The following is a 20,990-nucleotide window of genomic DNA, read 5'->3' on the forward strand; positions in this document are numbered from 1 at the left end:
CGCATGAGCATCGTGGGAATCGCCGCAAGCTTCCGTACCGGGTCCTACGTCCACCGGCTGGCCCAGGCGGCCCGCTTCGAGGCGGCGGGCGAGGAGTACACGACCTGGGACGGGCTGGCGGAGGTACCCCCCTACGCCGCAGGGCCGCTGCCGCGGCCCGCCAGGGAACTGCTGGGCGCGCTGGCCGGGGCCGACGGCCTGCTGCTCGTCACGCCCGGGCACAGCCTGCTGCCCGCCGAGCTGCGGAACGCGCTGAGCTGGCTGGCCCGCGAGCCGTTCGCCGAGGTCCTGGAGGGCAGGCCGGTCGCGGTGGTGAGCGCCGCGCCGGAGCCGTGGAACGCCATGTGGGCGCACGCCGAGCTGCGCACCCTGCTGGCCGGCTACGGCGGGCAGATGTGCGGCGCCGAGCTGGTGGTGACCGCCGATCCACCCCTGTTCGACGCCACCGGCCGGCTGGCACCGGGCGAGACCCGCGACCGTTTCGTCGAGGTGTTCAAGGAACTGCGCGCGGCGGCGCACGCCAGGGTCACCGCCACCCTGCCGGGCATCGCGGTGACGGGCTACCCGGCGACCGGCGAGCGTCTCGGGCTCAAGACGCTCGCCTCGCCGTTCGCAGCGGAACCGGCCCCGGCGGAACGCGGTGCCGCGCCGGCCGCCGGCCTGTTCAGCGGCGACGACGGGATGCTGGCCGCGGCGAAGTGAAGCTCACGCGGGGAACGCGTGCGGGTGATGCCTGCGCGCGTACTCCTCGCTGACGTACCCCTCGCGCAGGTCGGCGCGGACCGCCTCCGGGTCGCGCCCGGCCGGTGGGCCGTATCCGCCGCCCGACCCGGTGCGCAGGTGCACCACGGCGTCCTTGGACAGCGGGATCCTGGTCTTCAGCGCGTAGTCGCCGGTGGTGCCGTCGGGATAGTCGACGGTGAGCCGGTTCGGGCGGCCGGGCAGCCCGCCGGACCGGCCCCACGGGGCCAGCTCGGTCCTGGCCAGGGCCGCGGTGAGGTACTGGTCCTCCAGGCAGCGGAAGGACAGGTCGAGGCCGAGACCGCCGCGGAACCTGCCCGCCCCGCCCGAGTCCGCGGCCAGCGCCAGGCGTTCGATCCGCCAGGGATTCCTGGCCTCCCACACCTCGGCCGGGGTGAACCGGGTGGCCGACTCGGAGATGTACATCAGCGCGCTCGCGCCGTCCCCCCGCGGCGAGGCGCCCTGGCCGACCGGATGCGGCGCGCCGTCGGCCCACGGCGCGCCGGACCCCTCCCGGTTCCCCCACCACACCAGCGCGTTGATGTCCCCGCCGCTGGCGGCCGGCACACCGGGCACGGCGTCCCCGAGCGCCCTGATGATCAGCTCGATGGCGTGGTCGGCGGGGATGCCGTACATGAAGCACGGGGCCGGGCGCACCGGGTGGAACAACGAGCCCTCGCGGGTGACGAGCTCCAGCGCCCGGAAGTGCCCCTCGTTGGGCTGCTCCCCCGCGCCCGCCAGGAACGCCACCGCCAGCCGGGCCGCGGCGACCGTCGAGGGCAGCGGGCAGTTGATCGGCCCGGGGACCTGGTCGGGGCAGTCGGTGAGATCCACCTCCACCCGGGACCCTTCGACGCTCACCACGACCCCGAACGGCACCGGCACGCCGCTCACCCCGTCGGAGTCGATCACGCTGGAGGCGGTGTAGACGCCGTCCGGCAGCGCCGCGAACCAGCTGCGCACCAGCGCCTCGCCGTGGTCGTACATCCGCGCGACGCATCGCCGGAAGACGTCCGCGCCGTGCCGGGTCACGATGGCCGACAGCGCCTCCGCGCCCGCCCTGGCCCCGGCGACCATGGCGTTGATGTCGCCGATCACCATGTCCGCCATCCGGCTGTTGGCGAGGATCATCCGGTAGACGTCGGTGACCAGCCGCCCGGCGTCGTAGAGCTTGACGCCCGGGAAGATCGTGCCCTCCTGGTAGACGTCCAGGGTGTCGGTGCAGTAGGGATCCTTGCCGCCGATGTCCAGCCAATGGGCCTTGATCGCGGCGTAGGCGACGAGCTCGTCCGCGTGGAAGACGGGCACGACCATGGCGGCGTCCTGCGGGTGGGAGCCGGTGCCGTACGGGTCGTTGTAGAGGATCACGTCGCCGGGGGCGAGGGCGTCGCGCCCGCCGACGCCCTCCACCGCCTCGCGCACGCAGAACCCGAGCGTGCCCATGAACGCGGGCAGCGTCGGCGCCTGGGCCAGCATGCACAGGTCGGCGTCGTAGAAGGCGACCGCGAAGTCCAGCGCCTCGTAGATGATCGGCGAGAACGCGGTGCGGATCAGCGAGCGCTTCATGTGGTCGGCGGCGGCGTTGAGCCCCTGCCTGACGATCTCGGTGGTGACCGGGTCGGCTCCCTCCCCGCGTCCAGGCTGGGGATCGGTGAAGACCGTGCGCACGACGCCCATCATGACTCCTTCCGGCTGATCAGCAGGCAGCCCCCGGTGGACTCCTCCACGGTGAAACCCTCGTCCACGTAGGTGGTCGCGGTCGGTTCCACGATCACCAGCGGGCCCGCGAGGGGCGCCGTCAGCGCCCTGCGCGGCACGGCGGGCGCGTCGGCGAACGCGCGGCGGCGGAAGGACCACAGCCGGATCCGGCCGGCCTCGCCGTCCGCGCCGGGCGGCGCGGGGACCAGGGTGCCCGCCCCGGTGAGCGGGACCCTGCTGGTCGCCCGGACGGTCACCACCTCCAGCGGGTCGGCGAGTTCGTGCCCGTAGGAACGGTGGTAGGCGGCGGAGAACCGCTCGCGGACCGCCGTCGCGTCCTCGCCGGGGTGCACCCGGACGGTCAGCGTGTGTTCCTGGCCGCGGTAGCGCAGGTCCAGGTCGAGCTCCCGTACGGCTCCCGCCGGGTCGCCGAGCCTGCCGAACAGCTCGTCGGCGACCGTGCCCGCCTCGGCGAGCGCGGCGTCGCCGAGCGGGCGCACCAGGGTCCGGGCCGCGCCGCGCACGATGTCGGCCTGCATGAGCCCGACCGCGGAGAAGTTGCCCGCGTTGGGCGGCACGACGACGCAGGCCGCGTCGAGTTCGTCGGCGAGCAGGCAGCCGAACAGCGGCCCGGCGCCGCCGAAGGCGACCACGGCCGCGCCGCGCGGGTCCACGCCGTGCTCGACGGTGACCCCGCGGACGGCCTGCGCCATGTGCGCGGCCGCGATGCGCAGCACCCCCTCGGCGACCGCGTCCGCGTCCGGCAGGCCGGACGGCGCGGCCAGCGGCGCGAGCGCCGCCCCGGCCAGTTCCGCGGACAGGTCGATGCCGCCCGAGATGCGGCCGGGGACGATCATGCCGAGGTGCAGGGCGGCGTCGGTGACGGTCGGCTCGGTCCCGCCGCGCCGGTAGGAGGCCGGGCCGGGCACCGCGCCGGAGCTGCGCGGCCCGACCCGCAGCAGCCCGCCCGCGTCCACGTAGGCGACGGAGCCGCCGCCCGCGCCGACGGACCGCACGTCCACCCAGGGGCTCTGCAACGGCAGCCCCTGCACCTCGCCCTGGTAGAGCAGCGGCAGCCGGGCGTCCTGGATGAGCGCGGTGTCGAAGCTGGTGCCGCCGACGTCCGCGGCGACGGCGAGCGGCAGGCCGAGGACCTCGACCAGCCGGGCGGTGGCGGCGGCGCCGGCGACCGGCCCGGACAGGATCGTCTCGAACGGCCGCGCGGTCGCCTCCTCCAGCTCCAGCGCGCCGCCCCCGGACCGGGTGACCAGCAGCCGCCCGGCGAAGCCCCGCTCGCGCAGCGCCCGGTCCAGGTTGCCCAGGTAGGGGCCCATCCGGTGGCGGACGAACGCGTCCACGACCGTGGTGGTGGTCCGCTCGTACTCGCGGTACTCGCCGGACACCTCGTGCGACAGCGACACCTCCCCGGCGAACCCGGCGGCGCGCAGCAGGTCGCGCACCTCGTTCTCGTGCCCCGGGTTGGCATAGGCGTTGATCAGGACGATGGCCACGGCGTCGACGCCCTCGGCCGCGAAGACGTCGGCGGCCCGGCGTACGCCGTCCGGGTCCAGCGGGCGGACCACCGTGCCGTCGGCGGCCACCCGTCCGGCGACCTCCAGCCGCAGCCGGCGCGGCACGAGCGGCGGCGGGGGCGTCCAGAACAGGTCGTAGGGGTCGTCCCGGTCGCCCCGCCTGATCTCCAGCACGTCCCGGAAGCCCTCGGTGGTGATCAGGCCGACGGTGGCGCCGCGACGCTCAAGCAGCGCGTTGAGCCCGACGGTGGTGCCGTGCACGAAGTACGCGCAGCGCCGCAGCGTCTCGCGGTCGGCGACCGCGTCCACCACCGCCAGCACGCCGAGCTCGGGCGCGGCCGGCGTGGTCGGCTGCTTGCCGACCTTGATCTCCCCGGTGACGGAGTCGTGCAGGACGAGGTCGGTGAAGGTTCCCCCGACGTCCACCCCGATGCGCGTGCTCATTGCCCTCACTTCCTCGGCCGGGCGATACGCCCCGGCGGCTCACGGGTAACGCTCTGGACGCTACGACCGGCTTCCGGCCTGCGTCGATGTGTCGTCACAACGACGGTTCGCCGGTCGTTGTCCTCTCGCCACACTCCTGGCGGCCCGCCTCGGACAGCACGTGACAGGCAAGGTGGAGGGCGAAACGGGTCTGCGGGTCGGCCAGGTCGAGGCCGAGCGCCTCGGTGATGCGCCGGACCCGGTGGGCGACCGCGTTGGGGTGCAGGTTGAGGATCTCCGCCGCCTTCGTCCGCGATCCCCAGGTGTCGAGGTAGGCGCGCAAGGTGGGCAGCGCGGACGGGGCCAGGGCGCCCAGCCCGTCGAGGGGGGCGAGCATGTCCCTGGCGGTCATCACGGCGCTGTCGCTGGCCGCGAGCTCGGCGAGCACGGCGTGCACGCCGAGCCGGTCGAAGGGCTCCACCGTCCCGGGACCCGCGCGGACCGCGGCGGCGCGCGCCTGGACGGCGGCGCGGCGCAGCCCCTCCGGCCCGAACTGGCAGGTGCCGAGGCCCGCCGACGTCCCGGGCGGCAGCAGTTCGGCGACCCGTCCGGGGTCCAGCGGGTCCCGGCCGGGCCGCGCGTCGGTGGTGCGCACCAGCAGCAGCCCCTCCTGCCACGCCGTCGCCAGCACCGGCCCGCCGAGATCGTCCCGCGCGAGCGCCGCCGCGTACCGCGCCAGCCCCTGCCCGCCCTCTCCCCCGTCCCGCGAGCCGGGGACCGCGCCGGATACCGCGGCGGGGACCGTGCCGGGGACCGTGCCGGAAACTGTGCCGGAGACCGTGCCGGGGACGCGGAGGAAGACGGTGACGTGCCAGCCGTCGACGGGGACGCCGGCGAGCCTGGCCCGGCGGGCGGCGGCGAGGAGGTCGGAGGCCGAGGCGCGGAGGAGCTCGCGGACCGCCTGGGAGCGTTCGGCCTCGGCCGCCCGCGCGGCGGCGCGGACCCGGCCGAGCGTGGTGGCGACCACGCCGGCGACGATGGCGGCGGCCGGGTCGTCGTCCACCCAGCACACGTAGCCGTCGGCGCGGCCGTCCACCCTGATCACCACCGACGTGGCGGGGGACTCCGCGAGCGCGGCGACGCCGTAGGCGACCCCCACCGCGTCGGAGGCGGCGCGCAGGATGTCGTCCTCCCCGGCCCCCTCGATCGCGCCGAGCCGCTCGATCGCCTCCCTGGTACGGCGCAGCAGCAGCCCCGGCTCGGAGCGGACCGCCTCCCGCAGGCCGAACACGGTCTGCGACAGCGTCTGCCCCGAGGCCCCGGCCAGCAGGGCGACCCGGACCTTCCTGGCCAGTGCCACGATCTCCGGCGACGCGCCCGACGGGCCGGGCAGCACGAGCCCGGCGAGCCGCCTGCGCCCGGCGACGCGCAGCGTCTCGACCACGGCGGGCCCGGATCCGGCCTTGGTGGCGTTGCGGGACAGCACGGCCACCGAGCCGGGCGGCGCCGACTCCAGCTCCTCCGGTTCGTCGACCAGCAGGACGCCGGTGACCTCGACGGCGTCCCACGGCCCGCCGACGAGGGTCAGCCGCCGCCCGACCGGCGTGCGCAGCAGGTCACTGACGTAGAGCACCGGACAGGACCTCCTCGGCCCGGTGGCAGGCCACTCGTCTGCCGCCGCCGGCGTCGCGCAGGACGGGCGGCTCGGCGTGGCAGCGGTCCACCGCCAGCGGGCACCGGTGCCGGAAGGGGCAGCCCCGATCCGCGACGGCGGGCGCGCCGGTCCCGGCGGGACGGGCGGTGACGGCTGCGGGGACGGCTGTGGGGACGCCGATGCGGGGCACGGCGTCGCGCAGGGCGAGGGTGTAGGGGTGGGCCGGGCGGGTGAGCAGGTCGCGGGTGGCGCCCGTCTCGACGACCCGCCCGGCATAGAGCACGTGGGAGGTACGGCACAGCCGGTCCACCACGGCCAGGTTGTGCGTGATCAGCAGGTAGCCCAGGCCGTGTTCCTCGCGCAGGCGTTGCAGCAGGTCGAGGATCCTGGCCTGGACGGTGACGTCGAGGGCGCTGGTCGGCTCGTCCAGCACCAGCACCTCGGGGCGGACCGCGAGGGCGCGGGCGATGACGGCTCGCTGGCGCTGGCCGCCGGACAGCTGGTGCGGCCTGCGCGCGGCGAGGGCCGGGTCCAGGCCCACGTCGGCGAGCAGTTCGGCGATCCTGGCCTCGCGGGCCGCCCGGTCCATGCGGTGGTGGGCGGTCAGGGCCTCGGCGACGGAGGCGCCGATCCTCATCCGCGGGTCGAGGGCCTCGCTGCCGTCCTGGAAGACGGGCTGCACGGCGCCGCGGAAGCGGGCCCGCTCGCCCCTGCCCATGGCGGGCAGTTCGCGCGAGCCGTACACGATCCGGCCGGAGCGGGGTTTGAGCAGGCCGAGCAGGGCGCGGGCGAGGGTGGTCTTGCCGGAGCCGCTCTCGCCGATCAGCCCGACGCCGCCCTCGTCCACCGACAGGCTCACGCCGTGCACGACGGTGGTGTGGCCGTAGGCGAGGGTCACGTCCTCGGCGCGCAGCGTCGCCCGGCTCATGGGGCACCTCCGGTCCGGGGTGGAGAAGCAGGCGGGGAAGCAGATGGGGAAGCAGGCGGGGAAGCGGGTGGAGAGGCAGGCGGGGAGGCGGGGTCGTACGGCGGCGGGAGTTCGGGGACGGCGGCGACCAGTTCCCGGGTGTAGGGGTCGGCGGGGGCGGCGAAGATGGCGGCCGCGGGGCCGCTCTCCACCACCCTGCCGTCCTTCATGACGATCACCCGGTCGGCGATCGACGACACCAGGGCGAGGTCGTGCGAGACGATCAGCACGGCGAGGCCGCGTTCCTCGCGCAGCCGGCGCAGTACGGCGACGACCTCGGCCTGCACCGTGACGTCCAGGGCGCTGGTCGGCTCGTCGGCGACGACGACCTCGGCGCCCAGGGCGATGGCGAGCGCGATGGCGAAACGCTGGGCCTGCCCGCCGGAGACCTGGTGCGGGTAGCGGCGCAGCACGCCCTCGTCGAGCAGCACGGCGGCGACCGCGTCGGCGGCCCTGGCCTTCGCGGCCGGCCCCTTGACGCCGTGCCGGGCCAGGGCGCGGCGCATCAGCGTGCCGAGGCGCATGGCCGGGTTGAGCGCCGCCTGCGGGCTCTGCATCACCAGGGCGATGCGGGCGCCGCGAATCGCGCGAAGGCGGCGCGGGCCGGCGGTGAGCACGTCGGTGTCGCACACGGTGACCGCGCCGGAGACCCGCGCCCCCTCGACCAGGCCGAGCGTGGCGAGCAGCGCCGTCGTCTTGCCCGAGCCGCTCTCCCCCACGATCGCGACGCACTCGCCGGGCCCGAGGTCCAGGCTGGGCACGCTGGAGATCGTCCGGCCGCCGATGCGGACCTCCAGGTCGCGCACCCTCATCAGCGTCATCGCGCCCTCCTGTGCGGGTCCAGCCCGGCCCGCAGTCCCTCGCCCAGCACGTTGAACGCGAACGCGGTCACCAGGATCGCCAGTCCCGGAAAGGTGACCACCCACCAGTCGGTGGTGAACAGCGTCTGCCCCTGTTCCACCATCAGCCCCCACTCCGCGGCCGGTTCCTGGGCGCCGAGTCCCAGATAGGACAGGGCGGAGGCGGTGAGGATGACGCCTCCCGCGTCCAGCGAGAGCTGCACGAGCACCGGGGTGAGCGAGTTCGGCAGCACGTGCCGGAAGACGATCTTCGGGGCGGGCACGCCCAGGCAGCGGGCGGCGTCAATGAAGCCGCGCCCGGCGACCGACTGGGCCACCGAGGCGGTGAGCCTGGCGTACCACGGCCACCAGGTGACGGCGATGGCGACGATCACGGTGGTCACGCTGGGCTGGAGCACGACGGCCAGGGCCAGCGAGAGCAGCAGTGCGGGGAAGGCCAGGAAGACGTCGGTGATCCGCATGATCACGTCCCGCACGACGCCGCCGGCGTACCCGGCGACGACGCCGAGCGTGACGCCGGCGACGGCGGCCAGGCCGAGCACGGCCACCGCGATGAACAGCGAGGTCCTGGCGCCGAACAGGATGCGGGTGAACACGTCGCGGCCGACCTGGTCGGTGCCGAACCAGTGGTCCGCCCCGGGCGGCAGCAGCGCCTCGGCGGGATGGGTGGCCGAGCCGCCGTCGGCGGGGTACGGCGCGAGCCACGGCGCCAGCAGCGCGGCCAGCACGATGACGGCCAGGATGACCGCGCCCACGGTCGCCAGCACGTCGGCGCGGGCGAGGTTCCCGACCCTGCGCAGCGGCGTCCCGCGCAGCTCCACCGTGGTCATCGGGTCCTCACCCTCGGGTCGATCAGGCTCTGCAGCAGGTCCACGACGAGGTTGGCGACGACGTAGAGCAGCGCCACCAGAAGCGTCACCCCGGCGATGGCCGGGGTGTCGAGCGAGCGGATGGAGTCGGCAGCGTACCGGCCCAGGCCGGGCCAGTTGAACACCGCCTCGACCAGGAAGCCGTTGACGATCGCGTAGGCGAAGACCAGCGCGATCAGGGAGAGTACCGGGGCCGCGGCGGGCCGCAGCGCGAAGCGGGTGAGCAGCGCGGTCTCGCCGAAGCCGAGCGCGCGTTCCATCCGGGTGTGGTCCCTGCCGGTCTCCTCGATGAGCGCCGCCCGGGTCATCTGGGCGATCAGGCCCGCCGGATAGGCGGCGACGACCAGCGCGGGCAGCACCAGGTGGGCGAGCGTGCTGGTCAGGATCGGCCAGTTGCCGGTGAGCAGCGCGTCCACCGCGGTGATGTTGGTGTAGACGTGCAGCGGGCTGGTCACGTCCAGCCGGGTGTCGTACTCGCCGGCGACCGGGAACCAGCCGAGGGTGCTGGCGAACAGCGTCTGTACGGCGAGCGCCAGCCAGAACACCGGCACCGAGACCGCCAGCATCGACGACAACCGAACCGACAAGTCCGGAAATTTCGTGTGATAGCGGGCGGCCAGGATGCCGAGCGGCACTCCGGCGAGCACCGCGACGATCAGCGCGGCGCCCACCAGCTCCAGCGACGCGGGGAACGCCGTCGCCAGGTCGTGCGCGACCGGCTGCCGGGTGTGCAGGCTGGTCCCCCAGTCGCCGGAGAACAGGTCCCGCACGTAGTTCCACAGTTGCGTCCACACCGGATCGTCCAGCCCGAACCGCGCCCGCGCCTGCGCCAGCTCCGCCGGGCCGGCCTTGGGGCCGGCGTAGGCGACCGCGGGGTCGCCCGGCACCAGCCTCATGATCACGAAGGTGAGGGCGATCACCCCGGCCACGACCAGGACCGCCTGGCCGAGCCGGCGGATCAGGTACCGCGGCACCCGGTCACGCGCCGGGCGTCAGGTCGTGGACGAACACGACGTTCGGGTAGGCGGGGTTGTCGGTGTACCCCTGCACTCCCTTGGCGTAGGCGCGCTGGTAGTTCTGGGTGTAGGCGACCGCCACCGCCGCCTGCCTGCCGATGATCTCCGACTGGAGGCCGGCGTAGACGCTCTGCGCGGCGGTCCGGTCGGTCGCGGTGAGCTGCGGCAGCTCCTCGATCTTCGAGTCCACGGCGTCGTCCTTCAGGTAGCTGAGGTTGAAGGACGGCTTGGGCGAGGAGTGGAAGACGTTGACGAACCAGGAGTAGGCGTCGGCGTAGTCCGGGTACCAGTACATGACGAAGATGTCCTGGCGCTTGGCCGGGTCCTCCGACTTGCCCTGGTCCCACTGGGTGTTCCACTGCAACGGCTTGGCGGTCAGGTTGACGTTGAGCCCCTTGAGCGCCGAGGTGAGCAGGGTCGCCAGGATCTGCTGGTCGTCGTCGCCCTGGGCGTAGGTCATGGTCAGGTCGAGCGGCTTGCCGCCGGGGCCGTACCCCGCCTGCTTGAGCAGCTCCGCCGCGCCCGCGAGGTCCTGCTTGGGCGCCTGCCCCTCCACGTGCCCGAGCAGGCCCTCCGGCACCAGGCCGCTGGCCGCCACCCCGGCGCCCTTGAGCGCGCTGACCAGGCCGTCGTAGTCGATTGCCTTCTGCACCGCCTGGCGCAGCCGGACGTCACGCAGCGGTCCGCTCGCCGTGTTGAACAGCGCCAGCAGGTTCTGGAACGACGGGGTCTGCGAGGTCTGCATGCCCTGGTCGCGGGCCTGGGCGAACAGCTGCGGGTTGAGCCGTTGCACGAAGGTGACCTCGCCGCGCTGGAGCAGCTGCCAGGCGGTGGTCAGCTCGGGCGTGACGCGGAAGGCGATGTTCCTGTAGTGCGCGCCGGACCAGCCGCCCCAGTAGCCGTCGAACGCCTTGAGCGTCAGCTCGGTCTCCTTGCCCTTCTGCCACGACGCCACCGTGTACGGCCCCGAGCCCGCGTCCTTCCCCTGGCCGAACCAGTCCTTCAGGTCCCCGGAGCCGGCCGCCCGGGTGTCGTAGACGTAGGCGCCGTAGTCGGAGGAGGCGATCAGGTCGAGCGGCGCGGCGTACTTCAGGTCGAAGGTCAGCGTGTGCGGGTCGGTCGCCTCGATGGACGCCACCGAGTCCCAGATGTAGGCGGGGCCGCCCGCCTCCTTGATGGTGCGCTCGATCGACTCCTTGGCCGCCTGCGCGTCCACCGCCCTGCCGGTGTGGAACTTCGCCCCCTCGCGCAGCTTGAAGGTCCAGGTCCTGCCGTCCTTGGAGGAGGTCCACGAGGTGGCGAGGCGCGGCACCGGCTTCTGGCTCTGCGGGTCGTACTTGGTCAGCGACTCGTAGATGTTCTGCATCGCGGTGATCTCGTTGGAGTACGACGTCGCCGGGTCCCAGTCGGTCACCACGTCCAGGTTGGGCACGTAGACGAAGGTCGCGTCCGAGCCCGCCGCGGCGGGAGAGGAACCCGCCCCCTCGGCCCCGCCCGCACCCCTGACCTGACCGCCGCCGCAGGCGGCGGTGAGAGCCACGACGGCCGCGGCTCCGGCGACGAGCAGACGCTTCTGCCAGCCCATGTGGGGTCCTTTCTTACTGCTGCAGTGGCCCTGCGGCCTTGACGTGCACCCGTACGGCCGGCTCGGGCAGGTAGCTGAGCGGGACCTCGGCGAGCTCGACGATCTCCACCTTGACCGGGTCCGCTCCGGCGGCGACCGCGCGGGCCGCGGCCTCCTCCTTGGCGCGTTCGATCGCGGCGGACCGGCCGGCGCCCGCCGGGGCGATCGTGTCGAACCGGCCGCTGGCCAGCGCGATCGCCGCGCCCACCGCGTTGGCCACGTCCGCGTGGCCGGGACGGACGACCTCGCTCGCCCCGGGGACGCGTGCCGGCAGCAGGAAGGCGCCGCCGCCGACCGCGATCAGCGGCCGGTCGGCCTTTCCCAGCGCCACCCGGTCCACCGCGTCGGACACCATCTCGTCGGCGATCCGCACCGCCCGGGCCAGCGCCTCGCTCGCGGCGACCGGATGGGTGCCCACCCGGCCGCGGCCGGCGGCGACGGCCGCGTCGGTCATGGTGGGCGTGCGCCCGCCGAAGGCCAGCGCCTCGGCGGTGATCCGGTAGCCGACCGAGCGCGGTCCCACGCCGTCGCCGACGACGGTGCCGCCGCCCAGCGCGATGGCCAGGATGTCGGGCATCCGGAAGTTGGTGGTGACCCCGCCGATCTCGACCGCGGCGGCCGACTCCCGGGGGAAGCCGCCGACCAGGACGCCCAGGTCGGTGGAGGTGCCGCCGACGTCGGCCACGATCGCGTCGGAGACGCCGGACAGGAAGGCCGCGCCGCGCAGCGAGTTGGCCGGTCCCGACCCGATCGTCAGCACCGGGTAGCGGGCCGCGTAGTCCACCGCCATCAGGGTGCCGTCGTTCTGGGCGAAGAACGGCTCCACGTCCAGGCCGCGTTCGGCGAGCACCTGGCGCAGGGCCGCGGTGACGTCGCGGGCGACGCCGTACAGGGCGGCGTTGAGCACCGTGGCGTTCTCCCGCTCGACCAGGCCCAGGGAGCCGATCTCGTGGCTGAGGGAGACGGTGACCGTGTCGCCGAGCTCCTCCTTGACGATCTCGGCGACGCGCTTCTCCTGCTCGTCGCCGGCGGGGCTGAAGACGCCGGTGACCGCGACGGCGTCGGCGGGCGTCCCGTGCAGGAAGCGGCGGATCGCGTCGGTGTCCAGCGGGGCGATGGCCCGGCCGTCGACGAAGTTGCCGCCGCGCACCAGCGCGGTCCCGGCGGCGACGGCGTTCCGCAGGTCGGCGGGCCAGCCGGTGAGCGGCGGGATGGAGGTGGTGGCGGGGGCGCCGAGCCGGATGGCGGCGACCCGGCCGAGCGCGCGGCGTTCCAGGATCGCGTTGGTGGCGTGGGTGGTGCCGAGCATGACCCGGCGGACCTCGCCGGCCCGCTCGCCCAGTTCGTCGAGCACGGCGGTCAGCGCCTGCCGCAGCCCTTCGGTCACATCCGGGCTGGTGGGCCGCTTGGCCCTGGCGACGATCCGGTCGCCGTCGTCGAGGACCACCGCGTCGGTGTTGGTCCCGCCTACGTCGATGCCGATGCGGCTTGTCATGAAAGGTCCTCGACGGGGATGTAGTCCAGGTCGTAGCCGAAGGCCCGGGGGCCCGCGGTGGCGAGTCCGGCGGGGGTGCGCCACAGGGGGTCGCAGGGCCAGGCGAGCACGGTCACCCGCTGGCCGTACCTGAGCCCCTCGGTCTGCACGGCGGTGGCGGCCTGGGTGTCCACCACCGTGATGAGGTCGGGCACCATGGCCCGCACCAGGCCGTCCTCCAGGGCGACGAGGTTCTCGTTCTGGATCTCCAGGCTCAGGGTGCGGCCCCTGTCCGCGCCCACGCCCTCCACGGTGACGGTGCCGCGGACGAAGCCGCCGGTGGTGCGACGGTCCACGTCGGTGATCTTCCCGCCGATCAGCCGGGTCGCCGCCAGCTCGGCAACGAGCGCGCCGAGCGGGTCGGCGGCGTCCTCGGTGGCCCGGCCGATCGCCATCGCCCTGCTCACCGTGCCCTCGATCACCGCGCCGCGCGCCTGCTCCGCCGTGAGCACGTAGTCGGCCATGAGCGCGCTGGACCCGGCGGCGACGCAGACCGCGCGGGCGATCTGCTCGGCCCACAGGCCGTCCACCGGGCGGATGGTGGTGACGTTGCCCACGACATCGGTCATGATGAGCAGCCCGGCGGGCAGCCCGGCGACGTACATCGAGACCATCTGCACCTCGGGGAAGGCGCGGCCCATGCCGTCGGCGTCGAGCAGCGGCAGCCCGAGCGAGGCGGCCCAGGTGACCGGGGCCACGCCGTTGCCGCCGCCGATCTCGCTGGACATGATCGCGGTGGGCGGCCTGCCGAAGATCCGTTCGATCTCCTCCGCGATGCGCCCGGGTTCCTCGGCCGCGTGGATCATCTCGTGGCTGACGGTGGGGGCGCCGATCCCGGACAGCGGTACGACCAGGGCGTCCGGTTGCAGATCGGACAACGTGACGAGGGGCACCTCGCCGTGCTCGCCGATCGCCCGCCCCGCGGCCAGCGCCCCGGAGCGCACGTCACCCCCGCCACCGGTACCGAGCACCGCGCAGCCGCGCGCCAGCGGCGCGATGTCGTCCAAGGTAATGAACCGGCTCGCCTGCATGAACAGAGCATCAACCAATCAGGACATCAGCCTCAATGTCCGCAAAGAACACGACAAACCTCTTCATTGTTACCAGACGACAACCGCGGTCCGCGACACCCGTCCGGCCCGCGTCACCCTGCCTCCGATCAGCGGATTCGCCCCCAGGAGGCCGCTCGCGGCAGTGCTGTCCTCGTGGCAGGTGAGAGCGCGGGCTCGCGGTAGTGCTGTCCTCATGGCAGGTAGAGAACGCGGCGTCCGATTCCTGCCGGAACGGAACACGCGTGCCCGTGATGCTGGAACCATGACCACCACAGCCGCGACGAGCGGGCAGAAGAACGAATCACCCTCGGACCGACCGGCACGGGACGACGCCTGGGCGGTGCTGGAGAGGTTCTACGCGGCCGAGGCCGCGTACGTCGCGGCGGGCGGGTTCGGCAGGGCCGGGTACGACGAGGTCGCCGCCTGCCTGGATCCCGAGGTCGTCCTGTACCAGGCCCCGGGGTTGCCGTTCACCGGATCGGGGACGTGGCGCGGCCATGACGGCATGGAGCGGTTCCTGGCCGCGTTCGGCGAGGTGTGGGAGTCGATGGAGTTCCTGGAGCAGGAGCACTGGGGCGACGACGACACCGTCGTGGTGCGCAACCGGCTGCGGTTCCGGGCCCGTGCCACCGGCCGGGAGGTCGACACGGAGATCGTCCAGGTGATCAGGGTACGGGGCGGGCGGATGCTCGAATGCCGCCCGTTCTACTGGGATCCGGCTGCCGTCGTCGGCGCGTGCACGCCTCAGCCGGGCGATCGCTGATCCAGGACCGGCGGATTCCCGGCCCCCGCAGCGCCCTTCGCGGCGCGCTCGCGCGGACGGGACGCCCGCCGGTTCGCCGGGGCCGGTGAGGTGGGCGGCCGGGAGCGGCAGGCGGGCCACCGGCGCGTCCACCCGGTGACCGAGCAGCGCCGCCACCTGAACCTGCCGGTGGAAGGCATCTCCCGCGAAGAGGCGGGCGGCTGTCTCGGCGACGGCTCGAAGCCCTGACAGGTGTCGCGGGTGAGAGCCCGGTCACACCCATGACCGGGCTTCGGGCCCTCGCGTCCGGTCAGAAGGCGCCGAGGACGTCGACGGCGAAGACGAGGGTGTCGGTGCCCTTGATCTTGTCGCCCTGGCCGGCCGAGCCGTACCCGAGGTCCGGCGGGATGGTCAGGAGCACCCGGCTGCCGACCGGGATGCCCACCAGGCCCTCGTCCCAGCCCTTGATGACCTTGCCGGCGCCGATCTGGAAGAGCACCGGCACGCCGCCCCGGCTCCAGCTGCTGTCGAACTCGCTGTCGGTGCCCCAGATCTTCCCGACATACTGCACCATGATGAACTCGCCGGACTTGACCTCCGGGCCGGTGCCCTTGATCACGGTCTCCGCGACCAGCTTCGTGGAGGCCTTGTCGGAGGTCTTCGTGGTCAGCTTGGGCGCCTGGCCCTCGCCCGGGTTCTCCAGCTGCACGCCCTTGACGGTGGCGCCGGTGTCCTTCCCGCTGGCGGTCTTGGCCTGGGTGGCGCCGAGCACGTCCACCACGAAGACCTGGGCGACAGAGGTGTCCGCGCCCTGCTTCTTGGCCTCGTCGAGCTGTTCCTTGGTGTAGTTGTCGGCGGCGACCACGGCGTAGAACCTGCCGCCCGGCTTGGTGGCGACGAAGCCGTCACGCACCACCTTGGGCAGCTGGTCGGTGAGCGGGACCACCTCGGGCGCGCCGTTGTCGTAGGTGGAGCCGCCGGTGGCGTTGGTCTTGCCGTCCCAGGTGTAGACCGTCATGTTGGCGACGACGTTGTCGCCCATCTTGACGGCGCCGCCCTTGCCCTCGTCCAGGACCTTGCTGGTGGAGGTGTTGGCGGGGCGGCCGGCGGTGAACGTCACGGTCGGCTTGGCGCCCGTCTTGCCGGCGACCGTCAGGCTGCCCGGAGCGCCGTTGGCGGCGGCGGATGCGGATGAGGCCGCAGGAGACGCTGCCGTCCCGCTGCCGTCACCCCCAGAGCTGCCGCACGCGGCGGCGAACAGCAGTGGCACGGCGGCGAGAACGGCCAGGCGGCGTCGCATAGGGAATCCCTCTTACAGGTGTCAGGTCCTGCGAACCCTACCCGACGACGTCATATAGACGAGATAAGCGAGGGATGATCTTTGGCAAGGTCGGCACCTACATACCCGCGATCAGTTTGTCCACCCTCTCGTCCACCGCGCGGAACGGGTCCTTGCACAGGACGGTCCGCTGCGCCTGGTCGTTGAGCTTGAGGTGCACCCAGTCGACGGTGAAGTCGCGGCGCTTCTCCTGGGCCTTGCGGATGAACTCCCCGCGCAGCCGCGCCCTGGTCGTCTGCGGCGGCACCGACTTGGCCTCGAAGATCTTCAGGTCGGACGCCACCCGCTCCACCGAGCCCTTGCGCTGGAGCAGGTAGTAGAGCCCGCGCCGCCGGTGCACGTCGTGGTAGGCGAGGTCGAGCTGGGCCACCCTGGGCGAGGAGAGCGGCAGGTCGTACTTGTGCCGGTAGCGCTCGATGAGCTGGTATTTGGTCACCCAGTCGATCTCCCGGGAGACGAGGTCGAGGTCGCCGGTGTCCACGGCGCGCAGTGTGCGCTCCCACAGCTCCAGCACCCTGTTCGCGATCTCGTCGCCGCCGCGCCGGTCGACGAAGTCCTTGGCCTTGGACAGGTATTCCTGCTGGATCTCCAGCGAGGACGCCTCCCGGCCGTTGGCCAGCCGGACCCGGCGGCGGCCGGTGATGTCGTGGGAGACCTCGCGGATGGCCCGGATCGGGTTCTCCAGCGACAGGTCGCGCATCACGGTGCCCGCCTCGATCATGCGCAGCACCAGGTCGGTGGCGCCGACCTTGAGCAGCATCGTGGTCTCGCTCATGTTGGAGTCGCCGACGATGACGTGCAGCCGGCGGAACCGCTCGGCGTCGGCGTGCGGCTCGTCGCGGGTGTTGATGATCGGCCTGCTCCGCGTAGTGGCGCTGGAGACGCCCTCCCAGATGTGCTCGGCCCGCTGGGAGACGCAGTAGACGGCGCCCCTCGGCGTCTGCAGCACCTTGCCGGCACCGCAGATGATCTGCCTGGTCACCAGGAACGGGATCAGCACGTCGGCCAGCCGGCCGAACTCCCCGTGCCTGCCCACCAGGTAGTTCTCATGGCATCCGTAGGAGTTGCCCGCGGAGTCGGTGTTGTTCTTGAAGAGGTAGATGTCGCCGGCGATGCCCTCCTCGCGGAGCCGCTTCTCCGCGTCTACGAGGAGGCCCTCCAGGATTCGCTCGCCCGCCTTGTCGTGGGTGACGAGCTCCACGACGTTGTCACACTCGGGTGTGGCGTATTCGGGGTGGCTGCCGACGTCGAGGTAGAGTCGTGCGCCGTTGCGCAGGAACACGTTGCTCGACCGGCCCCAGGACACGACCCGCCGGAACAGATAGCGTGCCACCTCGTCCGGCGACAGCCGACGCTGCCCCCTGAACGTGCAGGTGACACCGTATTCGTTCTCCAGGCCGAAGATGCGACGATCCATCACCTCACACTATGCCTCTCGCTCGCGCGGTGGGAGAGATCTTGGCCGCCTTTTCGGTCAACGCCGTCCGCGGGCCCGGGGTGAACCGGGCGGATCGGAGGCCGCTCCACCCGGTTCACCCGCTTATGGAGCACGTCAGTCGCCGGACCCGGTGTCGATGTCGCCGTCCGGGGCCGTCGGCGCGTCGGGACCGGAATTCTTGGGCTCCTCGGCGGCGGGCGGCTCGGGCTCCGCCGCCTTGGGCGCCGTGTCGCCGAGCAGGCGCTCCAGCCGGGCGCCGGTCAGGCGGAGGAACTTGCGGTGCGGCCGGTTGCGGTCGAGCACGGCCACCTCCATCTGGGAGGTGGGCGGGCGCTCGCCGTCCGGCTCGGTCAGCGCGGCCACCCCGGCCTGCAGCGCCTCGGGCAGCGTCATGCCGTCGTGGTAGCGCTCCTTCAGCCGCCCGGCGACCGCCTCGGCCTGCCCGCCGATCGCGACCATGCCGTGCTCGTCGGTCACCGAGCCGTCGAAGGTGAGCTTGTAGATCTCGTCCTCCTCGGCCGACCGGCCGACCTCGGCGACGACGATCTCCACCTCGTAGGGCTTGATCGACTCGGTGAAGATCATGCCCAGGCTCTGCGCGTAGAGGTTGGCCAGGCCGCGGGCGGTGACGTCGCCGCGGTCGTAGGTGTAGCCGTTGACGTCGGCGTAGCGGATGCCGCCGAGCCTCAGCGCCTCGAACTCGTTGTAACGGCCGACCGCGGCGAAGCCGATGCGGTCGTAGATCTCGCTGATCTTGTGCAGCGCCCGGGAGGCGTTGTGCGCGACGAACAGGATCCCGTGCTCGTACTGCAGCACGACGGAGCTGCGGCCGCGCGCGATGCCCTTACGCGCGTAGTCGGCCTTGTCCCGCATCTGCTGTTCAGCGGGAACATATCCAAACGGCATCGACACCGGTGGCTTTCCTCTCCTTGAAATGTGCCGGTAGGGCTAGCGCAGCGGGGCGATCGGGCCGTCCGGCCGGTTCATCCGGCCGTCGAGCATCGTGCGCACGAGGCCGGCCACCTCCTCGTCCGGCAGCCGGTTGAAACCCTCCTCGGTGATCACCGCGACGATCGGCCAGATGCTGCGCGTCACGTCGGGGCCACCGGTCGCCGAGTCCTCGTCGGCCGCGTCATAGAGCGCCTGCAGGCAGGCGAGCACGGCCTCCTGCGGCTCGGCGTCCTCCCGGTAGAGCTTCTTCAGCGAACCCCTGGCGAAGATCGAACCGGAGCCGATCATGTGGTAGTTACGCTGCTCGTAAGGCCCGCCGGCGACGTCGTAGCTGAAGATCCGGCCCTTGCCCTCCTCCGGGTCGTAGGCCGCGAACAGCGGCACCACCACCAGGCCCTGCATCGCCATGGGGAGGTTGCCGCGGATCATGGTGGCCAGCCGGTTGGCCTTGCCCTCCACGGAGAGGGTGCGGCCCTCCCGCTTCTCATAATGCTCCAGCTCCACCTTGTACAGCCGGGCCATCTCGATGCCGCTGCTCGCCGTGCCGGCGATGCCCATGCACGAGAAGTCGTCGGTGCGCCAGACCTTCTCGACGTCACGCTGCGAGATCATGTTTCCGGAGGTCGCCCGCCGGTCGCCGGCCATCACGACGCCCCCGGCGCACGTGGCCGCCACGATGGTGGTCGCGTGCGGCAGGTCGGCGCCGGCCGGTGTGGCAAGGGCGTCCCGCCGTCCCGGCAGCAGATCCGGCGCGTAGTTCCCGAGAAACTCGGTGAACGACGGGCTCCCGGTGTCCAGGAAAAGGTTGCTCAACATGCCGGTGGGCAGGTCCCTGTGCGTTGCCACGCGACTCCCTCCCAATCATACGATCCGATAGGGCGACCCTACTCATCTTGGTCTGTCGCTTGCACTTCCCACGATCAGCTCAGCGCGAACCGTTCCTGTTTGTGCCACGTTGAGCGACGAAAACTTTACGCACGGATACCCGCATGCGATTGTCGGTATGTCCGCACGTCCTGACCGTCCGCGCCGTCGCCTCTCCCGGGCTGCGCAGTGGGCGGTGCCGGAGTCGCTGTTGCCGGCGCCGAAGCGGGCGGGGCGGCGGATCATGCGCCGGGCCGCTCGCGTGGAGGGTTGACCACCAAGGTGCATCCGGCCCGCGAGCAGGGTCGGAAGCCGCTGTCGTTACAGGGTCTAGAGCAGTTTCGGGTCCGCGAGGAGGCGCTGGGTGTCGTTCCAGAGCCGGGCCTGATCGAGGCAGGTGGCGGTGACACCGCTGCCGGCCAGACGGCGGGCGAGCTCCATCGTGAACATGATGTCAAGGAGCTTGCTCTTGCCGTAGTGCTCGGAGGAGCCCCGCGCCGTGAAGGACGCAGTCTCGGTGTCGTCGCCGAAGCCGTCGGCATGGACCGCAGTTCGACCAGCACCCTGATCGGAAGGATGCGCTCGCTGGGCCTTCTGGACAGTTGCCCCGCCCCCGACGACCGGCGCGGCACCATCGTCCACCTGAGCCCGCGAGGCCGCGAACGCGTCGCGGCGACCCTGAAGGAGCGTGGCGAAGAGTTCTACGCACGCACCCGGGACCGGCGCGACGAGGATCTCGCCCTCCTCGTCGCTCTTCTCGCCCGCCTCGTCGGCGACCGCCCGACCGCCTGACGAGGCACCCGCCCAGTCGGCGTGGCGCGGTCGGGTGCCACGGACCCACGACCTGGACCGTCCGTCCAAGCCCCACTACCAGACACCGATGCCGGACGTCCGGGAGAACCGGACCCGCCTGCGGGTGCCTTCAACGGCAACCTCCAGTCATGGTGGTTGCCCACATCACGAACGGCGGTGGTGGGGCAGGCCGGGCTCGGCTTCGCGACCGCCTGACTGCTGCGCGGCCGTCGCGGACCGGCGCGCAGGCTCGTGGAGGGCCTGGTGCTGCGCTCCCGGATCCTGCCCGGCTCAGTGGGGGCTCCGCGCCGGAACGGGCGCGACGCCGTACCCGTGGAAGCGCCCGCGCGCGGCGGTGCGGCGTGAGCGGGCCGCCTCCCGGGTACGTGCGGCACGTGCTCGGCCTCACCACCGTCTTCGTCACCCACGACCAGGGTGAGGCGCTCGCCGACCGGGTCGCCGTCATGTCCGGCGGCAGGACCAGGCAGATCGGCACCCCGGCCGAGATCTTCCACCGCCCGGCCGGCACCTTCGTCGGCTCCGCGGCGGCCACATGAGCGGCCCGATCCGGCTGCGCGGCAGGGCCACCCCGCACGACCGTCTCACCGAGGTCGTCCGGGAGGCCGTCTTCGAGCCGCCGCCGGGCACCGAGGCGCTCACCGTGCGGCTCTCCCACGACCGGGCGGCGGGCGTCCTCGACCTCGGCTGCGAGGGGCCGTGCGGGTTCCGCGGCTGGTCGGGGGGCGCCAGGGAGGAGTTCACCCTCGCGCCCGGCTGGGCCACGCCCGGCTCCCTGCCCGGCGGGATCGACCCCGGCCCCTGGCGGGTGCTGCTCGGCCTGTACCGGATACCGCCCGGCGGCCTGCCGTACGAGATCGAGGTGACCTTTCACAG

At 72.9% G+C, this 20,990-nt stretch carries 18 protein-coding genes; 4 read left to right on the top strand and 14 right to left on the bottom strand.

Features of this window, described 5'->3' with window-relative positions:
• The first annotated feature begins 3 nt into the window (after window positions 1-3).
• Window positions 4-702, top strand: a complete 699-nt coding sequence (locus QSK26_RS16355) for an NADPH-dependent FMN reductase (RefSeq protein WP_285775994.1) — start codon at window positions 4-6, stop codon at window positions 700-702.
• 3 nt (window positions 703-705) lie between these two features.
• On the opposite strand, the gene QSK26_RS16360 is transcribed toward QSK26_RS16355, so the two are convergent.
• The 10 genes from QSK26_RS16360 to QSK26_RS16405 all read right to left on the bottom strand — a co-directional run bounded on the left by QSK26_RS16360 (window position 706) and on the right by QSK26_RS16405 (window position 13,949).
• Window positions 706-2,421 carry a hydantoinase B/oxoprolinase family protein gene (locus QSK26_RS16360; RefSeq protein WP_285775995.1) on the bottom strand — a complete coding sequence of 572 codons (1,716 nt, stop codon included), beginning with the start codon at window positions 2,419-2,421 and terminating at the stop codon, window positions 706-708.
• Window positions 2,418-4,415, bottom strand: a complete 1,998-nt coding sequence (locus QSK26_RS16365) for a hydantoinase/oxoprolinase family protein (protein ID WP_285775996.1) — start codon at window positions 4,413-4,415, stop codon at window positions 2,418-2,420. Before QSK26_RS16365 ends, QSK26_RS16360 begins: the two co-directional genes overlap by 4 nt.
• Before the next feature lie 94 nt (window positions 4,416-4,509).
• Window positions 4,510-6,027, bottom strand: coding sequence for a helix-turn-helix domain-containing protein (locus QSK26_RS16370; protein WP_285775997.1), 1,518 nt, complete (start codon window positions 6,025-6,027; stop codon window positions 4,510-4,512).
• Complete coding sequence (locus QSK26_RS16375) at window positions 6,011-6,976, bottom strand: ABC transporter ATP-binding protein (protein ID WP_285775998.1); 966 nt, start codon at window positions 6,974-6,976, stop codon at window positions 6,011-6,013. The genes QSK26_RS16370 and QSK26_RS16375 overlap by 17 nt, the downstream gene beginning before the upstream one ends.
• Window positions 6,973-7,836: an ABC transporter ATP-binding protein gene (locus QSK26_RS16380; RefSeq protein WP_285775999.1), complete on the bottom strand. Its 864-nt coding sequence runs from the start codon at window positions 7,834-7,836 to the stop codon at window positions 6,973-6,975. The genes QSK26_RS16375 and QSK26_RS16380 overlap by 4 nt, the downstream gene beginning before the upstream one ends.
• Complete coding sequence (locus QSK26_RS16385; RefSeq protein WP_285776000.1) at window positions 7,833-8,705, bottom strand: ABC transporter permease; 873 nt, start codon at window positions 8,703-8,705, stop codon at window positions 7,833-7,835. The genes QSK26_RS16380 and QSK26_RS16385 overlap by 4 nt, the downstream gene beginning before the upstream one ends.
• Window positions 8,702-9,718: an ABC transporter permease gene (locus QSK26_RS16390; RefSeq protein WP_285776001.1), complete on the bottom strand. Its 1,017-nt coding sequence runs from the start codon at window positions 9,716-9,718 to the stop codon at window positions 8,702-8,704. The genes QSK26_RS16385 and QSK26_RS16390 overlap by 4 nt, the downstream gene beginning before the upstream one ends.
• 4 nt (window positions 9,719-9,722) lie before the next feature.
• Complete coding sequence (locus tag QSK26_RS16395; protein WP_285776002.1) at window positions 9,723-11,345, bottom strand: ABC transporter substrate-binding protein; 1,623 nt, start codon at window positions 11,343-11,345, stop codon at window positions 9,723-9,725.
• Between the two features lie 13 nt (window positions 11,346-11,358).
• Window positions 11,359-12,879, bottom strand: coding sequence for a hydantoinase/oxoprolinase N-terminal domain-containing protein (locus QSK26_RS16400; protein WP_285776003.1), 1,521 nt, complete (start codon window positions 12,877-12,879; stop codon window positions 11,359-11,361).
• Window positions 12,876-13,949: an S-methyl thiohydantoin desulfurase family protein gene (locus tag QSK26_RS16405; RefSeq protein WP_285776004.1), complete on the bottom strand. Its 1,074-nt coding sequence runs from the start codon at window positions 13,947-13,949 to the stop codon at window positions 12,876-12,878. The genes QSK26_RS16400 and QSK26_RS16405 overlap by 4 nt, the downstream gene beginning before the upstream one ends.
• A gap of 283 nt (window positions 13,950-14,232) precedes the next feature.
• Here QSK26_RS16405 and QSK26_RS16410 point away from each other — a divergent pair, with 283 nt between their 5' ends.
• Window positions 14,233-14,733, top strand: coding sequence for a nuclear transport factor 2 family protein (locus QSK26_RS16410; RefSeq protein ID WP_285776005.1), 501 nt, complete (start codon window positions 14,233-14,235; stop codon window positions 14,731-14,733).
• Window positions 14,734-15,022: 289 nt separating this feature from the next.
• On the opposite strand, the gene QSK26_RS16415 is transcribed toward QSK26_RS16410, so the two are convergent.
• From QSK26_RS16415 to prcB, 4 genes are all read right to left on the bottom strand, one after another.
• Window positions 15,023-16,012, bottom strand: a complete 990-nt coding sequence (locus tag QSK26_RS16415; RefSeq protein WP_285776006.1) for an FKBP-type peptidyl-prolyl cis-trans isomerase — start codon at window positions 16,010-16,012, stop codon at window positions 15,023-15,025.
• 97 nt (window positions 16,013-16,109) lie between these two features.
• Window positions 16,110-17,468: a Pup--protein ligase gene (gene pafA, locus QSK26_RS16420; RefSeq protein WP_285776007.1), complete on the bottom strand. Its 1,359-nt coding sequence runs from the start codon at window positions 17,466-17,468 to the stop codon at window positions 16,110-16,112.
• Window positions 17,469-17,603: 135 nt separating this feature from the next.
• The gene (prcA, locus tag QSK26_RS16425) at window positions 17,604-18,395 is read right to left on the bottom strand and encodes a proteasome subunit alpha (protein ID WP_285776171.1); all 792 of its coding nucleotides are present in this window, start codon (window positions 18,393-18,395) and stop codon (window positions 17,604-17,606) included.
• 42 nt (window positions 18,396-18,437) lie between these two features.
• Window positions 18,438-19,256 (bottom strand): proteasome subunit beta, encoded by an 819-nt coding sequence (prcB, locus tag QSK26_RS16430; protein WP_285776172.1) that lies wholly within the window; start codon window positions 19,254-19,256, stop codon window positions 18,438-18,440.
• Between the two features lie 318 nt (window positions 19,257-19,574).
• On the opposite strand from prcB, the gene QSK26_RS16435 reads away from it, so the two are divergent.
• Both QSK26_RS16435 and QSK26_RS16440 read left to right on the top strand, forming a co-directional pair.
• Window positions 19,575-20,096, top strand: a complete 522-nt coding sequence (locus QSK26_RS16435; RefSeq protein WP_285776008.1) for a MarR family winged helix-turn-helix transcriptional regulator — start codon at window positions 19,575-19,577, stop codon at window positions 20,094-20,096.
• Window positions 20,097-20,458: 362 nt separating this feature from the next.
• The gene (locus tag QSK26_RS16440; RefSeq protein ID WP_352244331.1) at window positions 20,459-20,653 is read left to right on the top strand and encodes a hypothetical protein; all 195 of its coding nucleotides are present in this window, start codon (window positions 20,459-20,461) and stop codon (window positions 20,651-20,653) included.
• The last annotated feature ends 337 nt before the right edge of the window (window positions 20,654-20,990 follow it).

The organism is Microtetraspora sp. NBRC 13810 (genome assembly GCF_030268685.1).
GTDB lineage: Bacteria > Actinomycetota > Actinomycetes > Streptosporangiales > Streptosporangiaceae > BSRQ01.